At 60.6% G+C, this 23983-nt stretch carries 18 protein-coding genes and 1 pseudogene; 5 read left to right on the forward strand and 14 right to left on the reverse strand.

The window, feature by feature from the left end; all coding sequences use genetic code 11:
* Nucleotides 1-107 precede the first annotated feature (107 nt).
* The 4 genes from urtD to urtA all read right to left on the reverse strand — a co-directional run bounded on the left by urtD (nt 108) and on the right by urtA (nt 5077).
* Nucleotides 108-977, reverse strand: a complete 870-nt coding sequence (gene urtD / locus PspR84_RS03235) for an urea ABC transporter ATP-binding protein UrtD (protein ID WP_007918913.1) — start codon at nt 975-977, stop codon at nt 108-110.
* Entirely contained in the window at nt 974-2053 is a 1080-nt protein-coding gene (gene urtC, locus PspR84_RS03240; protein WP_160055426.1) for an urea ABC transporter permease subunit UrtC, read from the reverse strand. Before urtC ends, urtD begins: the two co-directional genes overlap by 4 nt.
* Nucleotides 2053-3555 (reverse strand): urea ABC transporter permease subunit UrtB, encoded by a 1503-nt coding sequence (gene urtB, locus PspR84_RS03245; RefSeq protein ID WP_160055428.1) that lies wholly within the window; start codon nt 3553-3555, stop codon nt 2053-2055. Before urtB ends, urtC begins: the two co-directional genes overlap by 1 nt.
* Before the next feature lie 256 nt (nt 3556-3811).
* A complete protein-coding gene (gene urtA, locus PspR84_RS03250) occupies nt 3812-5077 on the reverse strand; it encodes an urea ABC transporter substrate-binding protein (RefSeq protein WP_007914554.1) in 1266 nt (421 codons plus the stop codon).
* Between the two features lie 232 nt (nt 5078-5309).
* Between urtA and PspR84_RS03255 the strand changes: the two genes are divergently transcribed.
* Nucleotides 5310-10244, forward strand: a complete 4935-nt coding sequence (locus tag PspR84_RS03255) for a DUF4329 domain-containing protein (RefSeq protein ID WP_160055430.1) — start codon at nt 5310-5312, stop codon at nt 10242-10244.
* A 66-nt stretch (nt 10245-10310) separates the two neighbouring features.
* Here PspR84_RS03255 and PspR84_RS03260 read toward each other — a convergent pair whose 3' ends face one another.
* The 10 genes and pseudogenes from PspR84_RS03260 to cbiE all read right to left on the reverse strand — a co-directional run bounded on the left by PspR84_RS03260 (nt 10311) and on the right by cbiE (nt 19255).
* The gene (locus tag PspR84_RS03260; RefSeq protein ID WP_160055432.1) at nt 10311-11681 is read right to left on the reverse strand and encodes a PepSY domain-containing protein; all 1371 of its coding nucleotides are present in this window, start codon (nt 11679-11681) and stop codon (nt 10311-10313) included.
* A 120-nt stretch (nt 11682-11801) separates the two neighbouring features.
* Nucleotides 11802-13922, reverse strand: coding sequence for a TonB-dependent copper receptor (locus tag PspR84_RS03265; RefSeq protein ID WP_160055434.1), 2121 nt, complete (start codon nt 13920-13922; stop codon nt 11802-11804).
* Nucleotides 13923-14006: 84 nt separating this feature from the next.
* Nucleotides 14007-14453, reverse strand: a complete 447-nt coding sequence (locus PspR84_RS03270) for a DUF2946 domain-containing protein (RefSeq protein ID WP_160055436.1) — start codon at nt 14451-14453, stop codon at nt 14007-14009.
* Between the two features lie 21 nt (nt 14454-14474).
* Nucleotides 14475-14954: a copper chaperone PCu(A)C gene (locus tag PspR84_RS03275; RefSeq protein WP_160055438.1), complete on the reverse strand. Its 480-nt coding sequence runs from the start codon at nt 14952-14954 to the stop codon at nt 14475-14477.
* A 48-nt stretch (nt 14955-15002) separates the two neighbouring features.
* Nucleotides 15003-15401: a DUF2946 domain-containing protein gene (locus PspR84_RS03280; RefSeq protein ID WP_160055440.1), complete on the reverse strand. Its 399-nt coding sequence runs from the start codon at nt 15399-15401 to the stop codon at nt 15003-15005.
* A 112-nt stretch (nt 15402-15513) separates the two neighbouring features.
* The gene (locus tag PspR84_RS03285) at nt 15514-15837 is read right to left on the reverse strand and encodes a transcriptional regulator (protein ID WP_025111781.1); all 324 of its coding nucleotides are present in this window, start codon (nt 15835-15837) and stop codon (nt 15514-15516) included.
* 3 nt (nt 15838-15840) lie between these two features.
* A pseudogene (locus tag PspR84_RS03290) lies at nt 15841-16175 on the reverse strand (type II toxin-antitoxin system RelE/ParE family toxin).
* Between the two features lie 56 nt (nt 16176-16231).
* Complete coding sequence (locus tag PspR84_RS03295; protein WP_160055442.1) at nt 16232-16957, reverse strand: cobalt-precorrin-6A reductase; 726 nt, start codon at nt 16955-16957, stop codon at nt 16232-16234.
* Nucleotides 16954-18051 carry a cobalt-precorrin-5B (C(1))-methyltransferase gene (locus PspR84_RS03300; protein ID WP_160055444.1) on the reverse strand — a complete coding sequence of 366 codons (1098 nt, stop codon included), beginning with the start codon at nt 18049-18051 and terminating at the stop codon, nt 16954-16956. Before PspR84_RS03300 ends, PspR84_RS03295 begins: the two co-directional genes overlap by 4 nt.
* A complete protein-coding gene (cbiE, locus tag PspR84_RS03305; protein ID WP_160055446.1) occupies nt 18044-19255 on the reverse strand; it encodes a precorrin-6y C5,15-methyltransferase (decarboxylating) subunit CbiE in 1212 nt (403 codons plus the stop codon). The genes PspR84_RS03300 and cbiE overlap by 8 nt, the downstream gene beginning before the upstream one ends.
* 132 nt (nt 19256-19387) lie before the next feature.
* Here cbiE and cobG point away from each other — a divergent pair, with 132 nt between their 5' ends.
* Genes cobG through cobJ form a run of 4 tightly spaced genes read left to right on the forward strand, consistent with a single transcriptional unit; the run spans nt 19388 to nt 23733 of the window.
* Nucleotides 19388-20683, forward strand: coding sequence for a precorrin-3B synthase (gene cobG, locus PspR84_RS03310; protein ID WP_160055448.1), 1296 nt, complete (start codon nt 19388-19390; stop codon nt 20681-20683).
* Nucleotides 20676-21302: a precorrin-8X methylmutase gene (locus PspR84_RS03315; RefSeq protein ID WP_160055450.1), complete on the forward strand. Its 627-nt coding sequence runs from the start codon at nt 20676-20678 to the stop codon at nt 21300-21302. The genes cobG and PspR84_RS03315 overlap by 8 nt, the downstream gene beginning before the upstream one ends.
* Nucleotides 21302-22033, forward strand: a complete 732-nt coding sequence (locus PspR84_RS03320) for a precorrin-2 C(20)-methyltransferase (RefSeq protein WP_160060045.1) — start codon at nt 21302-21304, stop codon at nt 22031-22033. The genes PspR84_RS03315 and PspR84_RS03320 overlap by 1 nt, the downstream gene beginning before the upstream one ends.
* Nucleotides 22033-23733 (forward strand): precorrin-3B C(17)-methyltransferase, encoded by a 1701-nt coding sequence (gene cobJ, locus PspR84_RS03325; RefSeq protein ID WP_160055452.1) that lies wholly within the window; start codon nt 22033-22035, stop codon nt 23731-23733. The genes PspR84_RS03320 and cobJ overlap by 1 nt, the downstream gene beginning before the upstream one ends.
* The last annotated feature ends 250 nt before the right edge of the window (nt 23734-23983 follow it).

Raw genomic sequence — 23983 nt, forward strand, 5'->3', positions numbered from 1 at the left:
CTGTGGGAGCGAGCTTGCTCGCGAATGCGGTTGACCTGTCACTGAGATGTCGGATGTGCTGCCGTCTTCGCGAGCAAGCTCGCTCCCACAGTGACTTTGTTTGCAGTTCAGCGGCCGAGGTAGACCTCGATCACACGCTCGTTTTCCTGCACTTGTTCCAGTGAGCCTTCCGCCAGAACACTGCCCTGATGCAACACGGTGACGTGGTCAGCAATCGAGCCGACAAAGCCCATGTCATGCTCCACCACCATCAACGAATGCTTGCCCGCCAGGCTCTTGAACAGTTCAGCGGTGAACTCGGTTTCCGCATCGGTCATGCCCGCCACCGGCTCATCGAGCAGGAGCAATTGCGGGTCCTGCATCAGCAACATGCCGATCTCGAGAAACTGCTTCTGACCGTGGGACAACAGCCCGGCCTGACGATTGACCGAGGTGGTCAGGCGAATCGTCTCCAGCACTTCGCTGATTCGATCTTTTTGCTCGCCGCTCAAGCGCGCACGCAAACTGGCCCACACCGACTTGTCGGTTTTCTGCGCCAGTTCAAGGTTTTCAAACACGCTCAGCGCTTCGAACACCGTCGGCTTCTGAAACTTGCGACCGATGCCGGCCTGGGCAATCTGCACTTCGCTCATCTGCGTCAGATCCAGGGTTTCACCGAACCAGGCCTTGCCGTGACTCGGCCGGGTCTTGCCGGTGATCACGTCCATCAGCGTGGTTTTACCCGCGCCGTTAGGGCCGATGATGCAGCGCAATTCGCCGACGCCGATGTACAGGTTGAGATTGTTCAGCGCACGAAAGCCATCGAAGCTGACGCTGATGTCTTCCAGGGTGAGGATCGTGCCGTGACGGGTATCCAGCCCCGGTCCGACCCGCTGGCCAAGGCCGATGGAGTCGCGGCTGGTGCCGGCGTCCTTGTTCGGTTCGACGGGAAAGAAGGCCGGTTCCAGCATGAATTCAGCGCTCGCTGTGACTCTCATTGTTCACCTCGTTTCTTCAGCAGGCCGATCACACCTTTAGGCAAGTACAGCGTGACGACGATGAACAGCGCGCCGAGAAAGAACAGCCAATATTCCGGGAAGGCCACGGTGAACCAACTCTTCATGCCGTTGACCACACCGGCACCGAGCAGCGGGCCGATCAAGGTGCCACGACCGCCAAGGGCCACCCAGACCGCCGCTTCAATCGAGTTGGTTGGCGACATTTCGCTCGGGTTGATGATGCCCACTTGCGGCACGTACAACGCACCGGCCAGACCACACAACACCGCGCTCAACACCCACACGAACAACTTGAAACCGCGCGGATCGTAGCCGCAGAACATCAAGCGGTTTTCCGCATCACGAAGTGCCGTCAGCACACGACCGAACTTGCTCTGCGCCAGGCGCCAGCCGATGAACAGACTCGCCACCAGCAACAACACTGTGGCCAGAAACAACACCGCGCGGGTGCCCGGATCGGTGATGCCGAAACCGAGGATCGTGCGGAAATTGGTGAAGCCGTTGTTGCCGCCAAACCCGGTCTCGTTGCGGAAAAACAAGAGCATGCCGGCGAAGGTCAAGGCCTGGGTCATGATCGAGAAATAAACGCCTTTGATTCGCGAACGGAAGGCGAAGAAACCGAAGACCAGCGCCAGCAATCCCGGTGCCAGCACCACCAGACACATCGCCCAGACGAAGCTGCTGGTGCCGGTCCAGTACCACGGCAGTTCGCTCCATGACAGGAAGGTCATGAACGCCGGTAGACCATCGCCGGCAGCCTGACGCATCAGGTACATGCCCATCGCATAACCACCGAGGGCGAAGAACAGGCCGTGACCCAGCGACAGCAAACCGGCGTAACCCCAGACCAGATCCAGCGCCAAAGCGACGATGGCGTAACAGAGGATTTTGCCGACCAGCGTCAGCGTGTACGCCGAGATGTGCAGCGCATTGTCGGGCGACAACAACGACAGCAGCGGCAGGGCGATCAGCAGAGCGAGGATTACTGCGCCGACCGCAATCGTGACTTTCGGCCCGGCCTTTTGTGTCGCGGTAACAAGCAGAGGCTGGTTCATCAGTCGATCACCCGTCCTTTCAGTGCGAAGAGGCCTTGCGGACGTTTCTGGATAAACAGAATGATCAGCGCGAGGATCAGGATCTTGCCGAGCACCGCACCGATCTGCGGTTCAAGAATCTTGTTGGCGATACCGAGGCCGAACGCCGCGAGCACGCTGCCGGCCAACTGGCCAACACCGCCAAGCACCACCACCAGGAACGAGTCGATGATGTAGCTCTGACCGAGGTCCGGGCCGACGTTGCCGATCTGGCTCAGCGCCACACCGCCGAGACCGGCAATGCCCGAGCCGAGGCCGAAGGCGAGCATGTCGACACGACCGGTCGGCACGCCACAGCAGGCGGCCATGTTGCGGTTCTGTGTGACGGCGCGGACGTTGAGGCCCAGACGCGTTTTGTTCAGCAGCAGCCAGGTCAGCACAACGACGAACAGTGCGAACGCGATGATCACGATGCGGTTGTATGGCAGAACCAGATTTGGCAAAACCTGAATCCCGCCGGACAGCCATGCCGGGTTGGCCACTTCAACGTTCTGCGCGCCGAACAACAGGCGCACCAGTTGAATCAGCATCAGGCTGATGCCCCAGGTGGCGAGCAGGGTTTCCAGTGGGCGGCCGTAGAGGTGACGAATCACCGTGCGCTCCAGCGCCATGCCGATCGCCGCTGTGACGAAGAACGCCACCGGCAAGGCAATCAACGGATAAAACTCAATCGCTTGCGGTGCGTAGCGCTGGAACATCAACTGCACCACGTACGTCGAGTAGGCACCGAGCATCAGCATCTCGCCGTGAGCCATGTTGATCACGCCGAGCAGGCCGAACGTGATTGCCAGACCGAGCGCTGCCAACAGCAGAATCGAACCGAGCGACATGCCGCTGAACGCCTGGCCGAGGATCTCGCCGACCAGCAGTTTGCGTTTGACTTGGGCGAGGCTGGTTTCGGCCGCCGTGCGTACGCCGGCATCGGCTTCGACGCCGGGTTCGACCAAACCTTCGAGGCGCGTGCGCGCCAGTGGATCGCCGGTTTCGCCAAGCAATCGCACCGCCGCGAGTCGTACGGCCGGATTAGTGTCGACCAGTTGCAGATTGGCCAGCGCCAGGCTCAGTGCGGCATGGACGCTTTCATCTTTTTCGCCAGCGAGTTGCTGGTCGAGGAATTTCAGCTGCGCGGGTTTCGCGCTTTTCTGCAATTGCTGCGCGGCAGTCAGACGGATTTTGGCGTCGGCGGCGAGCAATTGATGGCTGGCCATGGCGGTGTCGATCAGACCCCGCAGGCGATTGTTCAGGCGCAGGGTTTTGGGTTGGCCGTCGATGGTCAGCTCGCCTTGTTGCAGGGCGTTGAGCAATTCGATACGGGCCGGATCGGGCTGCGCGGCCCAGGTTTCCAACAGTTTGGCTTGCTGCACGGGATTGGCCGCGACGAAGTCTTCGGCATCACCGGCGTGGGCCAGCATTGGCAGCAACAGTGCGATGGCTATGAGAAAGCGGTGTATGGCAGTGGGCATTAGTGGTGTTTCCTTTCTTGCGGTGGCCGATGGAGCGGTGTCCGGCTGTGAATCCGCCCCTCACCCTAACCCTCTCCCAAAGGGAGAGGGGACTGACCGAGTTGTCAGGGCATCCAACATCGACCTGACATTCCTGCGTCGAACTCAGGTTCTGAAAGCCGTAGAGATCTGCTCCCTTCCCCCTCGCCCCCCCTGGGGGAGAGGGTTGGGGTGAGGGGGAAAAGATCTCCGCCCCAGCCCAAAATCCAAGTCAGACTCAGTTGCTCTTCACCGCATAATCCGGCTTCTTGTCGTTGCCCTGAATGAACGGGCTCCACGGTTGCGCGCGGATCGGCCCTTCGGTCTGCCATACAACGTTGAACTGACCATCAGCCTGAATCTCGCCGATCATCACCGGTTTGTGCAGGTGGTGATTGGTCTTGTCCATGGTCAGCGTGTAACCGGACGGCGCGGCAAAGGTCTGGCCGGCGAGGGCTTCGCGGACTTTGTCGACGTCGGTGGATTTGGCTTTTTCCACCGCCTGCGCCCACATATGAATGCCGACATAAGTGGCTTCCATCGGGTCGTTGGTCACGGCTTTATCGGCGCCCGGCAGGTTGTGTTTCTTCGCATAGGCCTTCCAGTCAGCGACGAATTTCTTGTTCTGCGGGTTCTCTACCGACTCGAAGTAGTTCCACGCCGCGAGGTTACCCACCAGCGGTTTGGTGTCGATGCCGCGCAGTTCTTCTTCGCCGACCGAGAACGCCACAACCGGCACGTCGGTGGCTTTCAGACCCTGGTTGGCCAGCTCTTTATAGAACGGCACGTTGGAGTCGCCGTTGACCGTCGAGATGACCGCAGTCTTGCCACCGGCGGAGAATTTCTTGATGTTGGCAACAATGGTCTGATAGTCGCTGTGACCGAACGGCGTGTACACCTCTTCGATGTCCTTGTCGGCGACACCTTTGGAATGCAGGAACGAGCGCAGGATCTTGTTGGTGGTGCGTGGGTAGACGTAGTCGGTGCCGAGCAGGAAGTAGCGCTTGGCGCTGCCACCTTCTTCGCTCATCAGATATTCAACCGCCGGGATCGCCTGCTGGTTTGGCGCTGCGCCGGTGTAGAAGACGTTCGGCGACATCTCTTCGCCTTCGTATTGCACCGGGTAGAACAGCAGGCCATTGAGCTCTTCGAACACCGGCAATACCGATTTGCGCGACACCGAGGTCCAGCAGCCGAACACCACGGCGACCTTGTCCTGGGTCAGCAACTGCCGGCCCTTTTCGGCGAACAGCGGCCAGTTCGACGCCGGGTCGACCACCACCGGTTCAAGCATCTTGCCGTTCACACCACCCTTGGCGTTGATCTCGTCGATGGTCATCAGCGCCATGTCTTTGAGCGACGTTTCGGAGATCGCCATGGTGCCGGACAACGAATGCAGAATCCCGACCTTGATGGTCTCGGCGGCCTGGACTGTCCAGGTCATGCCCATCGCGGCAATGGATGCCGTGAGTGTGAAAGCCTTGATCAAACTGCGACGCTTCATTGTGCGATCTCCATGAACGTTTGAAGTTTTTTTTGGTTGGCAGATGCGAACGACTGAAGGGTGTTTTGCAAGGGCTGTGCCCGGTCGGGATCGGGCAGGAAAATGTCATTTCAGAGCGGTTGCGCGGTAGTGGCGCGCACCAGGAAAGGACAGGTTGCGGGCGTTGGTGCGTCGAGGTGCGCCAGATTGGGGCGCGCCTGTGTTGGCAGATGAGGATACATAAACGATAAACATGTACCACGGTCCGGCAGACCTGGGGGACCACACTCATTCGATCGTTATCCCGATTATTTTTCGCAGGATGCTCAAGATGAATGACGTGTCAGGCCAGACCGGCCGTGCTGCAAAACCTTCCCGCAAGTTCAGGCTGCCTTCCCTGAGTCCCGCGTTCCTCACCGAGGAGGATGCAGCCTATTGGGTCCATACCCGTATTCCCCTGAAGCCGGACAGGGAATATGGCAGCGTGATTCTGCTGCGTCCGGATGGACGCTTTGTCGCCACCGTACCCATTCCGGGAGAGGTCACCCGCTTCGATTTCGGCACCATTATCGAAGTCGATGCTGCAGGGCAATACGTGCACCCTCGTGGATACAGATGTGTGGCGAATCTGCATTGCCATGCGCCTCTGTACGAGGATGTTCGCAAGAACAATCCGCGTCAGGATGAAAGGCTGGTGAGGCTGTTCATCAATTTTTTCTCCGATCTGGATTTCGTCGCGGATGTGGCCGCGCGGGATTTTTTTCGCAGCGCGTACCTTTCTGGACCCGATGGAACATTGCTCAAGTATTCATCGAGCGGTTCGAAAGAGGAGTTCAGTTACTACCTCTGGCGCAAGGCCGGCTCGCCGTCGGGTAATCCGGTGGGGACTTATGACGTAATGAGCATCATCAACAAACTGGCGTCTGTAGGTGAGCTTAAAGTTATCGTTTCGAACGCAGATTGGGGGCATTCCGTTGGCCAAGTGCCGCCGGACTGGAAAGCGGGCCAGGCATTTTCCAGTGGCAGAGTGACCGAATTACCGCTGATGACCCGCGTCTGCGTGAATGCCGAGCGCGCCGTGCTCGCGGCATTGAAATCCAGAGGTGCGCAGACCGCCGGACTGATACTGAAAAAACTCATCAGCGAAGAATATGTTGCGACCCATGCGCGTCAGACCGGGTTGCCTGCCTGGGATGCCGAGCACCTGTTTCCGTTGGATGCCAAAGGACAATTGCAACTGCCGCGGGGCTATCGGCTAGAAGGTTTTTACTTCGCTTCGCAACCCGATCCCAAACAGTTTCCGCCTACGCAGCCGTGGCTCTACGAAAACTTCTTCAGCCCGCATGACCTGGCCGTGGCGATCGCAGCCTTTGCGCGTAATCAGCATTTGGCAAAGGTCGGGCGCGGCTTGGCGCTGTACATGCAGGCGCCGGACTTTGCCATGTTGAAATATACGTTCAGCGGCAGTCCGATCGAAGCAGCACTGAGCGTCGAGCATGCCGACGCCACGATAGGCGATAACGGTGTGCAGGCAAGGTTGTCGGCCGGCACGCTTCGCCCCCGCGAATTTGTCTCGATGCTGGTGCTGGCCGGACAGCTGGAGGTGCTGCGCGGCAGTGCATTGTGGGCAAGCCTGGGCGCGGTGGATCTGGAGTGGCAGCCTTTCGATCATTTCTCCTGGCCGGTATTAAGCCGGGAGTTTTTATCTGCCGACGACGCAGCTCGCTATGCCCACGAGCAGGTCGGCCTCCGCCGGGATCGACAATACGCCGGTTACGTCTTCCAGTGCAGCAACAAGCATTTCGTGGTAACCGAGCCGCTGGAGGGCGATATCGATGCACTCAGCCAGGGCCGGCTTTATCCGCTGGACAATAAAGGTCGCTCGATTTTTCCCGACGATCATGTCGTGCACGCGCGCTATGTATCCCATGTTGCATTGTCGCGGCTCAATCCCGTAGAGGTTGACTACTTCAAATGGACCTATCATGAAGCGGTGCTGAGTCTGCAGATGTTCAATGTCGATGAGATCAGACAGGTGCTACTTGATCAGATCGACCTGTACGTATCAGCTGTCCCGAAGTCTCTGCTGCGATATGAATCCAATGGCTCTTCGTCCGCAAAGAGTCTGGGCAGACGTCTAGGCACGCGCCAAAATCCCGGTGCGTTGGCTACGGAACTGGCCAGTGGCAGCAAGCGCCCTCAGGAATTCATTCGTGAGCAGGCTGCAGGCGGTCGGTTGACCAGTCTTTTGGATAATCAGCTATGGGGCTATCGCGGCCGGATAGCGTCGACCTGGTCAGTGCGCGAAGCGCCACTTGCGGCAGACGCGCCCGTCTGGCAAGTGATTCACGAGTTTCCCAAACCTATAGCGGAGCTTCCTGCCGCGCAGTTACCTGGGCAAACCCGGCCAGCAACGGCTTTGCTTCCGTTGGCCTTACCGTTGCCGTTGCCATGGCGTCTCCCGGACACGGTGGCCTACGGTGCGGTGTTCGCTTCAGCCGACGAGGCGGCCCAGAGTCAACATGTGCTTGACCGAGATTGGCAAGAAGAGGCAAGCGCCTGTTTCTCCTTCATCCTCAAACATCGGGAACGTGACGAGTACATCGCCACTGAGCGGGTTCCCGTCAGCGCTGTGCAGAGCAATCTGTTTGAGTTGAATAGCCTGTTTGCCGTGCAACGAACCGCTCCTTGGTATCGATTCCCTGAAGGCTTCGAGTTACACGCCAACTGGTATTCGCATCATCACGTGGAGGATCCGGCAAAAAGTCCGGACGACTGGCTGGCCCATTACTTCATTTCGCCAGATAACCTGACAACCTCGATGTATTACGGACGCCGTCGTCCGGTAATAGCATCAGACGATCCGGCAGCTCTTTATATAACAGCGCGCGATGGCGCCCTGTTGAAATACGCAAGAAGCAAGTCCAGCAAGCTGTTTCATGACGCTACGTCGCAAGGTACGCTCGAGACAATCAAGAACCATCTGGCATCCGGGAAATGGCTGCCGACCGATTTTGTTCATGAGGTCGCCAACAGTGGCGAACTCGCAGTGATGCGCGCCGGTTTATGCTGGGACCGGACCGGGCCGGTCAATGTGACCTGGCAGCCGTACGCCAATCTGCAGCGGTGCTGGCTCGGCCCGGTTTTTCAGACGGCTGACGACGCGGCTATCCACGCCAGAACGTTGCTTCCCGTTGTGACCGACAGCGTATATGGCGGCCTGATTCTGGAGACGGCCGAGAAGCGTTATGTGGCCACCGCACCGATTGAAGTCAGCCATGAAGATTTCGATGTCACCCAGGTTTGCCCTGAGGAAAGCCGGACCTATGGATTATTTCCCCTCGGTTGTCACATCGTGGCACGCTACCGATCACGCATCGCTCGTGAGGCGTCGCTGGTCGTATCGCCGGTTCAGAAACAGATCTATCTGAACATGTTTTCGGTCGACGTACTGGAGTCGGCATTCAACAGGCGCGGGGTGACAGACCGCTACCGCGTGCTGGCGGACGGCTCGCTGGTGCGCTACAAACCGGAGCCATTGCACGAATACCTGTTTGCACCGGACGGTTCGGTGCTCAGTTACCAGCCGCAAGCCGAACTTTTTTCGCAGCTGCTTGGCCAGGGCGATCGATTTCCCGCCATTGATGCAAAGGCGATAAAGCAGGGCTTGCGCAGCAGGCATTTGCAGCCCGTTGAATGGATCAACGTCCTGGCCAAGGGGGGGCGTCTGCAGGTGATCAAGGGTAGCGACATCTGGGGGCTGCCACGCCGGGTATCCGTCTGGGCGCCTTATTCGACCGATCTTTTGCGGACGAGAGACTACGACAAGGCCCTGAGCAGACCCGCCTGCAGTCCACAGTTCGTTCAGGTAGATGCTGCCGCCAGATATGTTCACGAAGCGTCTGTGAGCCGGGAAACGGCGGCCTTCGGTTACATTCTGGGTAATCCGGAGGGGATTTTTCTCGCAACCCTGCCCGTGGCGGTACAGCGTTCGGCGTTGGCTCTGGATCGGGTCTTCGAACAGGGCAAGCTGTTTTCAGATTTTACTCTGCACGCCATGTATCTTCGAGCAGCGCTGCCGCCGTTGGGCGTGCGATCTGACGATGTGCGCCAGTTCTTTTTTCTGCCGAGCGATATTCAGTTGGCGTGCTTGCGGGCCGACACACCGCAGGGATATCTGCCAATCTACTTTTCCTGCGCGGATGGGGCGTTGTTGAAACTGCAGTTGCATGCGTTCGAGCCAGGCGAGTTTTACGACCAGTTCGGACAGATCGAGTTTCGTCCCAATGCATTTGTATCAGTACAACAGGCCGCAGCCGATGAAAGGGAAATTGCCAAAGGCACGTTCAGGATTTCTGCCTATGTTCACCGAATGGCACGAGCGGGCAAGTTAGAGGTTATCGAGAGCAGCGATCACTGGTCGCGACATGGCGAGGTGGTAGACAGTTGGCAACCACGACAGGTCGATGTCGACCGTGAGCAACGTTGGCAGGAAAATCCGGTCCCGGCGCTGGGCCCGGTTTTCCATCACCCCGACGATGCTGCACGCCATACACAAAAGCGTGCGACCGAGTCCGTTTTCGATGTCGGCCATGAGAGCGCCATCCTGGCTTCGGCAACCGGCAGTCAATTTGTGCCGCTCGAGCCCATGCTATGGTCCGCACATGACCGAAACCCGCTGGCGCGGATATTCCTGTCGGCGAATGACGCATCGGCCAGTTGGCGACACCCGGCGCCGCATTATCCCGAAGGTTACACACCGGTCGCTGCTCATCAGTTGCACCTGTCAGGCAACACCACTCTGGGGCAGGACGCGGAGGAGGTGGGAGTCAACTTTGCCGCACCTGAGCTCGTGTACGCCCACACCCATGATCTGAAGAGCAGGGGTTTTGATATCCAGCATTATTTTTACTCGACGCCACATCAGGTATTGCTTAAATACACACCAAGTTATTCAGATGCCGAAAGGGATCTGTTGCTGACCCGATCGGTGTTTTTCCTGGGTGGGCGCTGGACCAACCGGCTAAGTCCCGGGGAATTCATTTCACGTCTCATGGCACTCGGTGAGTTCCGGGTACTCGTCGCAGGACACTACTGGCGGCAGACCGGGCTGATAAGACGCGGCTGGAACCTGCTGCGCCAACAGCCGTCGCCCCAAGGCCCTGTCCGTGTCCGGGATGAGTTGTAACTGACGATAGCGGGCCTCGACAAAGGAGTGTGCCGCCGCCGGCGGCCACTCTTCGTTGAGTCCGACTCAAGTCGAGACCGACTCAGTCCGCCCAACGCGCGACAGCAGCAGGCGGTCAAGCAACCACACCACCACCAGCGAAGCCCCCACCAGCGGAAATATCGCCGCCAGCGCCAACATGATCACCACGCCGGTTTTCCATTTCGGCAGGTCATGCCGTAGCGGCGGTACGCCGAATTTGCCTTGCGGCCGACGCTTCCACCAGATCACCACGCCGCTGACGGCGCTGAGCAGAATCATCAGGCAGATCAGCAGCACGACGATCTGATTAAAGGTGCCGAACATTTTTCCTTCGTGGAGCATCACGCCAATTTCGGTGGCCCGCGCTACTGCGCCGTATTGCTCGAAACGCACATCGGCGAGGACCTTGCCGGTGTACTGATCGACATGCAGAGTCGCGTCGTTGCGCGGGTCATCGGCGAACACGGCGATGGTGAACACGCCGGTGGCAGTGATCGGCAGGGTGATGCTGTAACCCGGCTCGACCTTGCGCTGGGTGGCGATGTTTTGCACGTCTTGCAGGCTGATGGCGGGTGCTGCGGGGCCCGCGTTGGCGGCACCGTGGGCCATGTGCTCGGCGTGATCGCCGGACATCGGCATCGGCGTATTTTCCATCGCCCATGGCACGGTCTGGCGGGTGGCGGTGTTCAGGCTGCGCGCCTCGACGTCGGAGGTCGGCACGTTGTCCCACATCGCGGCCGGGAACACGTTCCACACTTGCGCATATTGCTTGCCCCAGAAACCGGTCCAGGTCATGCCGCTGAGCAACATTACCAGCAACAGTGTGGCCCCCCAGAACCCGGTGACCGCGTGCAGATCACGCCACAACACGCGGCCGCGACTGTTCAGGCGCGGCCACAGAATCCCCGCTGCCTGACCGCGGGGCCACCACAGGAACAGGCCGGACACGACCAGCACCACGCCCCAACCGGCAGCCATTTCGATAAGACGGTCACCGACGGTGCCGATCATCAATTCACCGTGGATCGCGCGGGCGATGGCTTGCAGATTCTGCTTGGCATCCTGCTCGCCAAGGATGTCACCGTGGTATGGATCGACGAATACGTTGAGTTCGTGGCCGGCGTTCTTCACCACAAACTGTGCGCTGCGCTCGGCGTTGACCGGTGGCAGGTATTGGGTGACCTGGCCTTGTGGATAAGCGTTCTTGACCCGTTGCAACAGGTCATCGGCCGAGACGGTGTGATGACCGGCGGGGACGTTGAGCAGGCTGCTGTACATCAGTGAATCGAGCTGTGGTTTGAACAGATAAATGATGCCGGTCAGGGCCAGCATCACCATGAACGGGGCGACGAACAGGCCGGCGTAAAAATGCCAACGCCAGGCCAGGTTGTAGAAGTTCGGTTTGGGCTGTTTCATCACGTGTGCTCCGCTTGGCGAATTTTTTAGAGCAAAAGATCGCAGCCTTCGGCAGCTCCTACAGGGTTTACGCGCTCCCATGTAGGAGCTGGCGCAGCCTGCGATCTTTTGACTTTTTTTTTAGAAACTCATGTCGACCTTGGTCCAGAGCGTGCGCCCCGGTTCATTGATCGCTTGCGGGTCATTGGCCGGGTAGCCGAACCCGGCGTTGCCCGCCAGGTTCAGGTGTTCGGCGTAAGCCTTGCCGAACAGGTTGTCGACGCCGCTGCTGACCTTCCAGTTCTTGTTGATCCGATAGGCACCGTTCAGCGAGAACACGCCGAAGCCGGAACTCTTGTCGTAATCCTTGCCGACCACGTTGCCCTTGTTCTGGTCGATACGGTTTTGCGCGGCAACCACCCTCCACAGTGCGCCAGCGCTCCAGCTGTCTTCGGTATAGGTCAGACCGAAGCGTGCATCCAGTGGCGGCATTTGCGGCAGGGCCGAACCGTCGCTGCTGTTCTTGCCCCAGGCGTAGGCCAGGGTCGCATCGGCTTTCCAGTGGTCGGTGAGTCTGTAGGCGGCACCGAGTTCACCACCCATGATTCGCGCGTCGATGTTTTCGGCGCGCGAGGTGCTCATGCCCATCATCCCGGGCGTGTAATCAAAGAGGATGTAATCGCGCACCACGCCGATATAACCCGAGGCCCAGGCTTCGAGGTCGGCGCTCTTGTAGTTCACGCCAAAATCGAACTGAGTGGTCTTTTCCGGTTTGATCGAATCGAACGCGTTGACCGATCCTGCTGGGCCGGACTTGGGCGAAAACAGCTCCCAGTAATCCGGGAAGCGTTGCGCGTGGCCCAAACCTGCATAGAGCGTGGTCGGGCTGTCGGCAAGATCATGCTCGTAGCGGATGAAACCACTCGGCAGGGTGTCTGCGCGGGTGGCGTCGGCGGTCGGGTTCGGGCGAGTCATCATTCCCGAGCCAGTGGTCTGTCGGTAATCCTTGGCCGAGGCACGGTCGACGCGGGCGCCGCTGATCAGCCGGTCGCGGTCGGCGGCGTACCAGGTCATCTCGCTGAACACGCCGTAGTTATGGAAATCGGCGTCCTTGCTGTACGGCTGATCCTTGTAGGTGTCGATGCCCATGCCGCTGCGCTGACGGTGTTCGTTGGTCTGCGCATCGAGGCCGGTGATCAGTTGAATATCAGCCCAGCGCCAGGTCGCCTTGATCCGTGCGCCGAGGGTGCGGCGGTCGACGTTGGACGCCATCGGCCCCGACATCATGCCGGTGCCGGACGGCGTGCGCAGGGTGTAGTTGTCCATGACGTGGTCGGCGTAGTTGTAGTAGACCTGCGCTTCGAGTTTCTCCAGCACGTCGGTGATGTTGGATTTTTCGAAACGCAGGCCGAGGCTTTCACGCAAGAACTGCGAACCATCCATGCCGCGTCCCGCGTAGCGTGCTTCGCCATCACCCTTGCCGGCGGTCAGTTCGATCAGGGTGTCGGCGTCCGGTGTCCAGCCGACGGCGATATCGCCGTTCCACTTGTCGTAGCGCGAGGCGACGATGTCGTTGTTGCCGTCACGGTAATCGTCGGAATGCGCGGTGTTGCCGATCACTCGCACGTAACCCAACGGCCCGCCGGCAGCGGCGTCGACGACCTTGTCGAAGCGTCCGTGGGAGCCGACAAGGATGCTTGCGTTTACCCGTGTGCCGAGTTCGCCGAAGCTCTCCGGTTCACGGTCAAACAGCACCGTACCCGCCGACGCGCCCGGGCCCCAAAGCACGGTTTGCGGGCCTTTGATCACCGTAAGTTTGTCGTAGGTTTCCGGCGAGATGTACGAGGTCGGCGCATCCATCCGACCCGGGCAGGCACCGAGCATCATGCTGCCGTTGGTGAGGATGTTCAGGCGTGAGCCGAACATGCCGCGCAGCACCGGATCGCCGTTGGTGCCGCCATTGCGCACCAGTGCGAAGCCGGGAATAGTCTTCAGATAATCGCCGCCGTCGCTGGCCGGCACCGGTTGGCGCGGGTCTTTTGGATTGGTGACGATGGTCAGCGGCGAGCTCGGGGCGATTGCGGTAATTACCGTCGGGCTGAGTTCTTCGTTGTGCGCGGCGTGATCATCGGCCAGCGCCAGCGGGGACAGCAGTACGCCGCAAAGGACGGCGGTAGCGTGCCTGAAACGAATCCGCGACTCGTTCAAAGCGAAGGACGCCGGGGCAGTGCCCGAGCGTGAAACAGCAGCAAACCTGGACATGACAATTTCCATCAAACAGTCGTAAACGACACGGCCGGCAGCCTGAGGCTGTCTTCTCAACCGTGTGCAATCAAAGGTGCGTGTTTACGCTGCGATGGGCGGGGCGCGACTGCGGGCGCCGGGGAAGAAGGGTTGCCGGGCGTGGCCCAGGCGCGGGGAGGGCGGGGTGAAGGTGTTCAGCGGCGGGATGTTGAAGGCGACAAAATCGCCGGCTCCGGTCAGTGCCGGGCAATTGAACAGCAGGCTGCAATAGCCGCACTTTTCCCACAGCACGTGGTGCGAGGATTGCGGCGGGCAGTGTTCGGCATTCGATTTCGCCTCATGCCCAGAGTGATCCATGCCCAGCATGTCCATCGACATGTCCATGCTCATCGGCATCGAAGTCGAGGCGTGTTGATCCATCGGCATCGACTGAGAAATCAGTGGGCCGATGAAGATCATCAACATGGCGAACAGGGCGATCCAGCTGCCGCGAGTCAGGTGTCGAGTCTGACGGCGTTGCAGTGGCGGCCTGGCGCTCAGCGGGCGCATGGGCGGAGTCTGCCGGAGGGCTTACTGAGCGTGCGCGTGGGCCTGCGTGGTTTCCGGCGGTTTCTTCTGCACCGAGACTTCGACGGTGACGTCACCGGCCTTCTCGAAATGCATCGTCAGCGGGAAGCGTTTGCCGTCGCTGAGCAGGCTGCGATCAGGCGGGTTGAGCAGCATCACGTGATAGGCCATCGGCGCAAACGTCACGTTGCCGCCAGCCGGGATGGCCACGCTCGGCACTTGCTGCATTTTCATCAAGTCGCCCTGCATGACGTGTTCGTGCAGTTGCGCTTCTGGAGCAATCGGCGAGTCGACGCTGACCAGGCGGTCGTCCGTCTTGCCTCCGTTGTGAATGACGAAGTAGGCGGCAACGGTGGGCGCATTCGGCGGCAACTCTTGCGACCACGGATGGGCGATTTCCAGCTCGCCCACCTTGTATTCGTGAGCATGGGCAAAGCACGCCGGCAACAACAGCGCAGCGACGACGATGAATTTGTTCAACATGGCAGTTCTCCAGAACGGTTTGAAACGCAGGTCAATTGCGCGAACAAATCAAACCAGAGGGGAAGCGCGGGGATTGAGACTCGGCCATTGCTGGCGCGGCGTGGGCGTTTGCAGCAAGGCGGGCGCCACGCTGCGATTGCTTTCATAGCGGGCGAAATACAGCTGCGGCGAATGCCCCGGCAGCGCCACCAACGGCGCAGAACCCGAGCAGCACCAGCAATGCTGCATGTTCGAATGAGTGTCGTTGTTCGGGGCCTTCTGATCGGTGGCGCCGATGTTGATCGCCACCATCTTCGTCCCGCTACCGGTGCAGAAACTGCTCCAGAGCAATTGCTCGGCCGGTGAACTGGCCGCCTGCGCCATCGCCCCGGTCATCGGCATGGCGAGCATGTTGAACAGCACTGCAAAGCAGGCGATCCAGGCAATTGCCAGCCGGTGTCGGTTCATGGGACAGATCCATTGGGTGGGCGATCAGGCGCGGCTATTTAGCCTGATCAGGGCCGATAAGTAAAAAAGCGTCGTGCGGTTTGGTGTCGCAGCGAACTCTTCAATTACTCACTCAATTCACGGGTACGGCATGAACTTGCATATCTACACCAAGCGTAGCGCGGATTACCGAAAATATTTTGGCCAGGTTGTCCATGCTCGGATTGCCTTTGGCTGAAAGCATTCGATGCAAGCTTTTACTCGGCTTTTCGGTCTCCCTCGCGAGCTCTTCGAAGCCGACAGTCGCATTGACGAGGTCGCGCAGAATTATTCTGGCCATTTCTGGCTCGCCATTCAGGAACAGAGTTGCGGCCTCATCCAGTAATGCTTGAGCAAACTCAGGGTCACGTTGGGCGCGTTCTGCGATTGAATGTTTGTAGCTTCGAGTGAGAACCATCAATTACCTCCGGTTCTGTTCAGCTTTTTTCCGAATTCGGAATTCGGCTATCAAGGCTTTCGCCTGTTTGATGTCTTTCTTTTGAGTCGATTTGTCGCCGCCACCAAACAAAATGATCAGACGTTTTCCTTCTTGTATCAGGTAGATCCGGTAACCTGGTCCCCAATTGATTTTGTATTCACCCAAGCCATCGAACATTTGATATTGGAAGTATTGCCCAATTCCAACCTGACCATGGCATTTGAGACCTTCAGTGCCGCCTGCACGCTCAAAGTGGAGATCCACCGACCAAATGGGCTTGATTCGTCTTCTTGTAGATATTCTTCGAGTGTGATCACGACTAGCCCTGAAGGTAACAAATAGGTTACTTATCATGCAAGCTGTGGATCTTGCCTTATGAGGTGAACTCCGCCAACGCAGCAAGTGTTTCTGGAAGCGACAGAAGCTCGCGATCAACCTCTGGCAACCCCGGCCGCTTCAACACCAGCACCGGCACCCCACGCTCGCGCGCCACTTCCAGCTTCGGCTCGGTGGCGGTGCTGCCGCTGTTCTTGCTGATCAACACATCAATCTGCCGCCGCTCGAACAGCGCTCGCTCATCCTCCAGCAGAAACGGCCCGCGTGCGCCGATCACTTCGCAGCGTTCGTTGCCGGGGTAGACGTCGAGCGCGCGCAGGGTCCAGAACTGTTCCGCAGGGATCTCATCGAGGTGTTGCAGCGGTTCACGGCCGAGGGTGAACAGTGGACGGCGGAAAGGCTTGAGGGCAGCGATCAGCTCGGCCCAGTCGCTGACTTCACGCCAATCATCACCGGGCTGCGGCTGCCATGCCGGGCGGCGCAAAGCCCAGCAGGGGATGTCGGTCAGTCGCGCGGCGGTCGCGGCGTTCTGGCTGATCTGTGCGGCATAGGGATGCGTGGCGTCGAGCAACAGCTCGATGCCTGCGTCACGAATGAATTGCGCCAGACCCTCAGCGCCACCGTAACCACCGACGCGGACCTGACAGGTCAGATCCGTCGGCACCCGACCAACACCGGCGAGGCTGTAGATATGTTCTGGCCCAAGCGTGCGGGCAATCGCCAGTGCCTCAGTGACGCCGCCGAGCAGCAAAATCCGCTTCATGCAAAACCTCCGGCATGCCCGACAATCCCGCCCTGACGATCAATTGCAAACACCTCGACCTGCACCTGCGCGGGCACCACGCTGCGAGCGAAATTCAAGGCATGGCGGCAGACCTCATCACCGAGGCCAACCCCCGCCGCACTGGCCATGGCCAGCGCCTGCTGACTGGTATTGGCCTCACGAATGCCTTGCTGCAATGCCTCGTCGGCGCCAATCGCCGCGGCCCAGTCAGCCAGTTGCGGCAGGTCGATGCTCGAATGCCGCGAGTGCAGGTCCATGTGCCCGGCGGCCAGTTTGCTGATCTTGCCGAAGCCGCCGCACAGGCTGAGTTTATCCACAGGCACTTTGCGCAGATGCTTGAGCACCGCGCCGACGAAGTCGCCCATTTCGATCAGGGCGATTTCCGGCAGGTTGTAGACCCGGCGCATGGTGTCTTCGCTGGCATTGCCGGTGCACGCGGCGATGTGCAGATAACCATTGGTTTTCGCCACATCGATGCCTTGATGGATCGAGGCGATGTAAGCCGCGCAGGAAAATGGCCGGACGATGCCGCTGGTGCCGAGGATCGACAAACCGCCAAGAATGCCCAGCCGTGGATTCATGGTTTTCAGCGCCAGCGCTTCGCCGCCCTCGACGTTGACCGTGACGTCGAAGCCGCCGGCATAACCGGTTTCGGTGGCAAGCAGTGTCAGGTGATCACTGATCATCTTGCGTGGCACCGGGTTGATTGCCGGCTCGCCGACACCCAGCACCAGTCCCGGCCGCGTTACGGTGCCCACGCCGGCGCCGGCATTGAAACGAATCCCCGGTTCACTCAAAAGCCGAACCCGCGAATAAAGCAGCGCACCGTGGGTCACGTCCGGATCGTCGCCGGCATCCTTGATCGTCCCGGCCTCGGCGCCGTCATCGGTCAAGCGACAGAATTCCAGGCGCATCTGCACCTGCTTGCCTTTGGGCAACACGATCTGCACCGCATCGGCTGAAACCCCGCCGAGCAACAGGCGCGCGGCGGCAAGGCTGGTGGCGGTGGCGCAGCTGCCAGTGGTCAGGCCGCTACGCAGCGGCGCGGGTTGTTCGGCGGTTTCGTCACGCATCGAGGGGTTTGACCAGATCGAGAAGGGTGATCGGCAACGCCTGACGCCAAGTGTCGAACTCGCCGAGCGGTTGCGCCTGGGCGACATGGATGCGCGTCAGCTCGCCTCCGTAACGTTCGCGCCAGCTCATCAGGGTGACTTCGCTTTGCAGGGTCACCGCGTTGGCGACCAGTCGGCCACCGGGTTTGAGGTATTCCCAGCAAGTTTCGAAGACTCCTTCACGGGTCACGCCGCCGCCAATGAAAATCGCGTCCGGGCGCTCCAGTCCGGCCAATGCCTGCGGAGCCTTGCCGCGAATCAGCTGCAGGCCGGGTACGCCCAGTGCATCGCGGTTGTGCTCGATCAATTGCTGACGGCCATCATCGGCCTCGATGGCCAAGGCGCGGCAACTCGGGTGCGCGCGCATCCACTCGATGCCGATCGAACCGCTGCCGGCGCCGACATCCCAGAGCAGTTCGCCGGGTGTCGGGGCGAGACGCGCGAGGGTGATGGCGCGCACGTCGCGCTTGGTCAGTTGGCCGTCATGCTGGAACGCTGAGTCTGGCAATCCAGCAAGGCGTGACAGGCGCGGGGTATTGGCATTGGCCAGACATTCGACGGCGATGACATTGAGGTCGGCTATCGGCGTGTCACTCCAGGCGTTGGCGCTGCTGTCGATGCGCCGCTCGGTGTCACCGCCCAGATGCTCGAGAACGGTAAAACGACTCGAGCCAAAGCCGCGCTCGCGGAGCAATTGCGCAACAGCCGTCGGGCTCTGACCGTCGTTGCTCAGCAACAACAGCCGCACACCGCTGAACAGTTGTGCATTGAGTGCCGCCAGTGGCCGGGCCACTAGCGACAGCGTCACCACATCCTGCAACGGCCAGCCGAGGCGGGCAGCGGCCAGTGAACAGGACGACGGCGCGGGCACAATCAGCATCTCCTCGCTCGGCACCTGGCGGGCGAGGCTGGCACCGACGCCGTAGAACATCGGGTCACCGCTGGCCAGCACGCAGACCGCATCGCCACGCTGCTCAAGCACCGGTGCGAGGGAAAACGGGCTGGGCCACAATTGCCGTTCGCCACGAATACACACCGGCAGCAGGTCCAGTTGACGCTGGCCACCGACGATCCGCGAGGCGCTCAGCAGGGCACGCCGGGCATTTTTGCCCAGGCCCTTGAAGCCGTCTTCACCGATTCCCACTACCGTCAGCCAGGGTGACATCTATATTCCTCTAAACACGCCGTTCCGACGGGCAGACTTTTCATGCCAGCGGACAAAGCAGGCATAATACCGCGCCTTCGCCCGTGAAGCGCCTTTCCCACGCAGCCGGTCAGCCCCTTGAACGAACGCCCGATGTCCACCGCTTTACGCCCCTCGGCCTGCCCGGGGTTGCTGCGTATCGTCCAGGCACTGGACGGCGGCATCTGCCGGATCAAGCTCAATGGCGGTTCGATCAGCGCCGATCAGGCCGACGCGGTGGCCGATGCTGCCGAACAGTTCGGCGGGGCTATCGAGGCGACCAACCGCGCCAATCTGCAAATCCGTGGGATCGGCCAGCAATCTGCAGCGCTGATCGAGCGTTTGCTCGCCGCCGGCCTCGGCCCGCGCACGGCGGCCGGTGACGATGTGCGCAATCTGATGCTCAGCCCCGCTGCCGGGATCGACCGGCAGATGCACTTCGATACTCGGCCTCTCGCCGAACAGATACTCGACACGCTGCAAAGCCATCCACGTTTCCACGAGTTGAGCGCCAAGTTCGCTGTGCTACTGGATGGCGGGGAAACCTTGGCGATGCTCGAACATCCCCACGACCTGTGGTTGTCGGCGTTCGAGCGTGACGGTGAAACCTTGCTGGCGTTCGGTCTGGCCGGATGCCCAACGGATCGTGCACTGGGCGCGGTGTTGCCGGGGCACGGCCATGCACTTGTGGTGGCGGTACTGGAATTGTTTCTTGAGTTGGCGCGCCCCGAGCAAACGCGCATGCGCCATTTGCTCGACGAGTTGCCGCTCTCGGCGTTTATCGGGCAACTGAGCACGCGCTTGCCGATCAAGCTGATCAGCCATTGGCAGCGCGCGGCTGTTGCGAACGATCTGCACATCGGCGCTCATCCGCAAAATACCTCGGGGCGGGTGTACATCGGTGCAGTGCCGGCGCTGGGCCGTCTCGATCCGGCGATGCTGCGCGGGGCTGCGCAACTAGCCCGCCAGTTCGGCAATGGCAGCTTGCGTTTCACACCTTGGCAAAGCCTGCTGTTGCCGGATGTCAAAGCAAGCGATGCGGCTCAAGTGATCGAGGGTCTTGAGCAACTGAACCTGCTGACCCGCGCTGCCGAACCCCTTGCACGCCTGATCGCCTGCACCGGTTCCAATGGCTGCGGCAAAGGCCTGGCCGACACCAAGCAGGACGCCCGCCATCTGGCGACGTTGCTGCCTTCTGCCCTCAACATCCACCTCAGTGGCTGCACGCGCTCGTGCGCCGCCGCCCACTGTGCCCCGGTGACGTTGCTGGCCGTCAATCCCGGTCATTACGACCTCTATTTTCGCGATGCGACGTTGCCGGGTTTCGGCGCGTTGCACGCACGCAACCTTACTATTGAAGCGGTCGCGACCCTGCTCGCCACCCGCTCTCGGAGCCCCCTTGATGCTTGATTACATCCGCGACGGTCAGGAGATTTATCGCAACTCCTTCGCGATCATTCGCCGCGAGGCCAATCTGGCGCGCATCCCGGCCGATCTGGAAAAACTCGCGGTGCGGGTGATCCACGCCTGCGGCATGGTCGAGGCCATTGACGGTCTGCAATTCTCCGAAGGCGCGGGCAAGGCCGGGCGCGATGCGCTGGCCGCCGGTGCACCGATCCTGTGTGATGCGCGCATGGTCTCCGAAGGTGTGACCCGTGCGCGCCTGCCGGCCAACAACGAAGTGATCTGCACCTTGCGTGACGAGAGTGTGCCTGCGCTTGCCCGTGAACTGTGCAACACCCGTTCCGCTGCCGCGCTGGAGCTGTGGCGTCCGCATCTGGAAGGCAGCGTCGTGGTAATCGGCAACGCGCCGACCGCACTGTTTTATCTCTTGGAAATGCTCGACGCCGGCGCACCGAAACCGGCGCTGATTTTGGGCTTCCCGGTCGGCTTCGTCGGTGCTGCGGAATCGAAAGCCGCGCTGGCCGCCGACAGCCGTGGCGTACCGTTTGTGATCATGCAGGGCCGCCTCGGTGGCAGCGCCATGGCCGCCGCTGCCGTTAACGCTCTCGCCACGGAGATCGAATGATGCAGGCTCAAGGACGTTTGATTGGCCTGGGCGTCGGCCCGGGGGATCCGGAGCTGATTACCGTCAAGGCCCTGCGTTTGCTGCGCGAGTCGCCGGTGGTGGCGTACTTCGTCGCCAAGGGCAAAAAGGGCAACGCGTTCGGCATCATCGAAGCCCATTTGCAGCAAGCGCAAAACCTGCTGCCGCTGGTCTACCCGGTGACCACCGAAGCACTGCCGGCGCCGCTTTCCTATGAGCAAGTCATCAGCGACTTCTACGATGAAGCTGCCGAGACGGTCGCGGCGCATCTGGATGCCGGTCGCGATGTCGCGGTGATCTGTGAAGGTGATCCGTTCTTCTACGGTTCCTACATGTACCTGCACGATCGCCTCGCCACTCGTTATGAAGCCCAAGTGGTGCCGGGCGTGTGCTCGATGCTGGGTGGCGCTTCGGTGCTCGGCGCGCCGCTGGTGTATCGCAATCAGAGCCTGTCGGTGCTCTCGGGCGTGTTGCCCCATGAAGAGTTGAAGCGGCGTCTGGCCGATGCCGACGCGGCGGTGATCATGAAGCTGGGGCGCAATTTCCCCAAAGTGCGTCAGGTCCTCGAAGAACTGGGTCTGGCCGAACGCGCGCTGTATGTCGAGCGTGCGACCATGGCCAATCAGAAGATCGTGCCGATGGATCAGGTCGAGCCGATGTCGTCGCCGTACTTCTCGCTGATCATTGTGCCGGGCGAACGGTGGCAAGGCTGATGACTCAATCTACGCCAGCCATCGTCATTCTCGGTCAGGGTAGCCTGGCCACCGCACGGCGCATTCAGCAGGTCTATCCGGCGGCGCAGATCCACGGCCTCGCCGGGCGCGTCGAAGGCGCCGATTGCACCTATCAGGAATTCGGCGTGACCCTGCGCGCGCTGTATCAGCAGGACACACCGATCATTGCCCTGTGCGCGGCCGGCATCGTCATCCGCACGCTGGCGCCGCTGTTGCTGGAGAAGGGCGCCGAGCCTGCGGTGCTCGCCGTGGCCGAAGACGGCAGCGCCGTGGTGCCGCTGTTGGGTGGCCTCGGCGGGGTGAATGTCATGGCGCGAGAGATTGCAGCCTCGTTGCAGGTTGCAGCAGCGATCACCACCAGCGGCGAGTTGCGTTTTGGCACGTGCCTGCTCAACCCTCCGAGCGGTTACGCCCTGGGCGATCTGGAACTTGGCAAGCGTTTTGTCTCCGACCTGTTGGCCGGTCACAGCGTGCGCATCGAAGGCGCGGCGCCGTGGCTGGATCAGGCGCAGTTGCCGGAAGATCCGCAGGCGCAGCGCTCGATTCATGTCGGCAGTGCCGCGCGTGAGGCGAGTGCCAATGAGTTACTGATCTATCCACGCAGTGTGGCGGTGGCGGTGAGTGCCGAAACAGCGGACCTGGCGGGTGCCGTTCGCAGCGCGTTGCAGCAGGCGAAGATCGCCGTGCAGTCGCTGGGCTGTCTGCTGGCCAGCGCGACGCAAATGGCTTCGCCATTTTTGCGTGAAGCGGCGCTCGAGTTGGGTGTGCCGCTGCGCTTTGTCGCGGCACAAAGCAACCTCGAAACCCTGGCGCGTGTCGCAGTGCCTGCGGCAACTGTCCTGACTGGCCACAGCATGGCAATCGCGGTCGCCGAGCAGCCTTTGGATGTTTCGAACATCGGCCGGCCACGCGGACGTCTCGCCGTAATCGGCCTTGGCCCCGGCGCTGCCGAACTGATGGTGCCAGCGGTGAAGGCCGAACTGTCCCGCGCCACCGATGTGCTCGGTTACGAAACCTACGTACGCATGGCCGGGCCGTTTCGCGACGATCAAGTGCAGCACTGCACCGACAACCGCGAAGAAATGCAACGCGCCCGTCACGCCTTCAGACTGGCCGCCGAGGGGCGCTCGGTGATCGTTGTGTCCTCGGGCGATCCGGGTGTATTCGCCATGGCGGCGGCAGTGCTTGAAGCCTTGCACGAGTCGGCCGATCCGGCGTGGCATAGCGTCGATCTGGAAATCCTTCCGGGCGTTTCCGCTTCGCTGGCCACCGCCGCGCAGGCCGGTGCGCCACTGGGCCATGACTTCTGCGTGATGTCGCTGTCGGACAACCTCAAACCCTGGTCGATCATCGAAAAGCGTCTGGATCTGGCCGCCGAAGCAGATCTGGCCTTGGCGTTCTACAACCCGATCTCCCGTGCGCGTCCGTGGCAGCTGGGCCGGGCGCTGGAAATCGTTGCGCAGCATCGCGCACCTGAAACGCCAGTGGTGTTAGGGCGCGACATCGGTCGTCCGGGTCAGACTCTGCGTACCACGACCCTGGGCGCGTTGACCCCGGAGCAAGTGGATATGCGCACCATGGTGTTGGTTGGTTCTTCGACAACTTGCACGTTTCCACGGGCAACCGGTGGCGATTGGGTCTACACACCGCGCTGGTATGGTGAAAAACCTGTGGTTTGAGAAAGTCGTGTTGAGCGTCCTGCGAAGTTGTAAGCAACTGCTTTAGGCGTGATATCAGGTTAAAGATCCGGATTGAGTCATCCCGCTCGAACACAAGGCCGCCAATCTTCTGGATTGGCGGCCTTGTGCGTTTGTACGCGGGTAAGAAAACAGGCAATTCATTGCCACATGGTTCAAGCGTAAACCTTGAGTGTTATTGGATGTTTCACCGGACACCGCTTGAGTTTTTTGCGGTTTGAGTGGGGCGCTT

It is taken from the genome of Pseudomonas sp. R84 (genome assembly GCF_009834515.1).
Lineage (GTDB): Bacteria > Pseudomonadota > Gammaproteobacteria > Pseudomonadales > Pseudomonadaceae > Aquipseudomonas.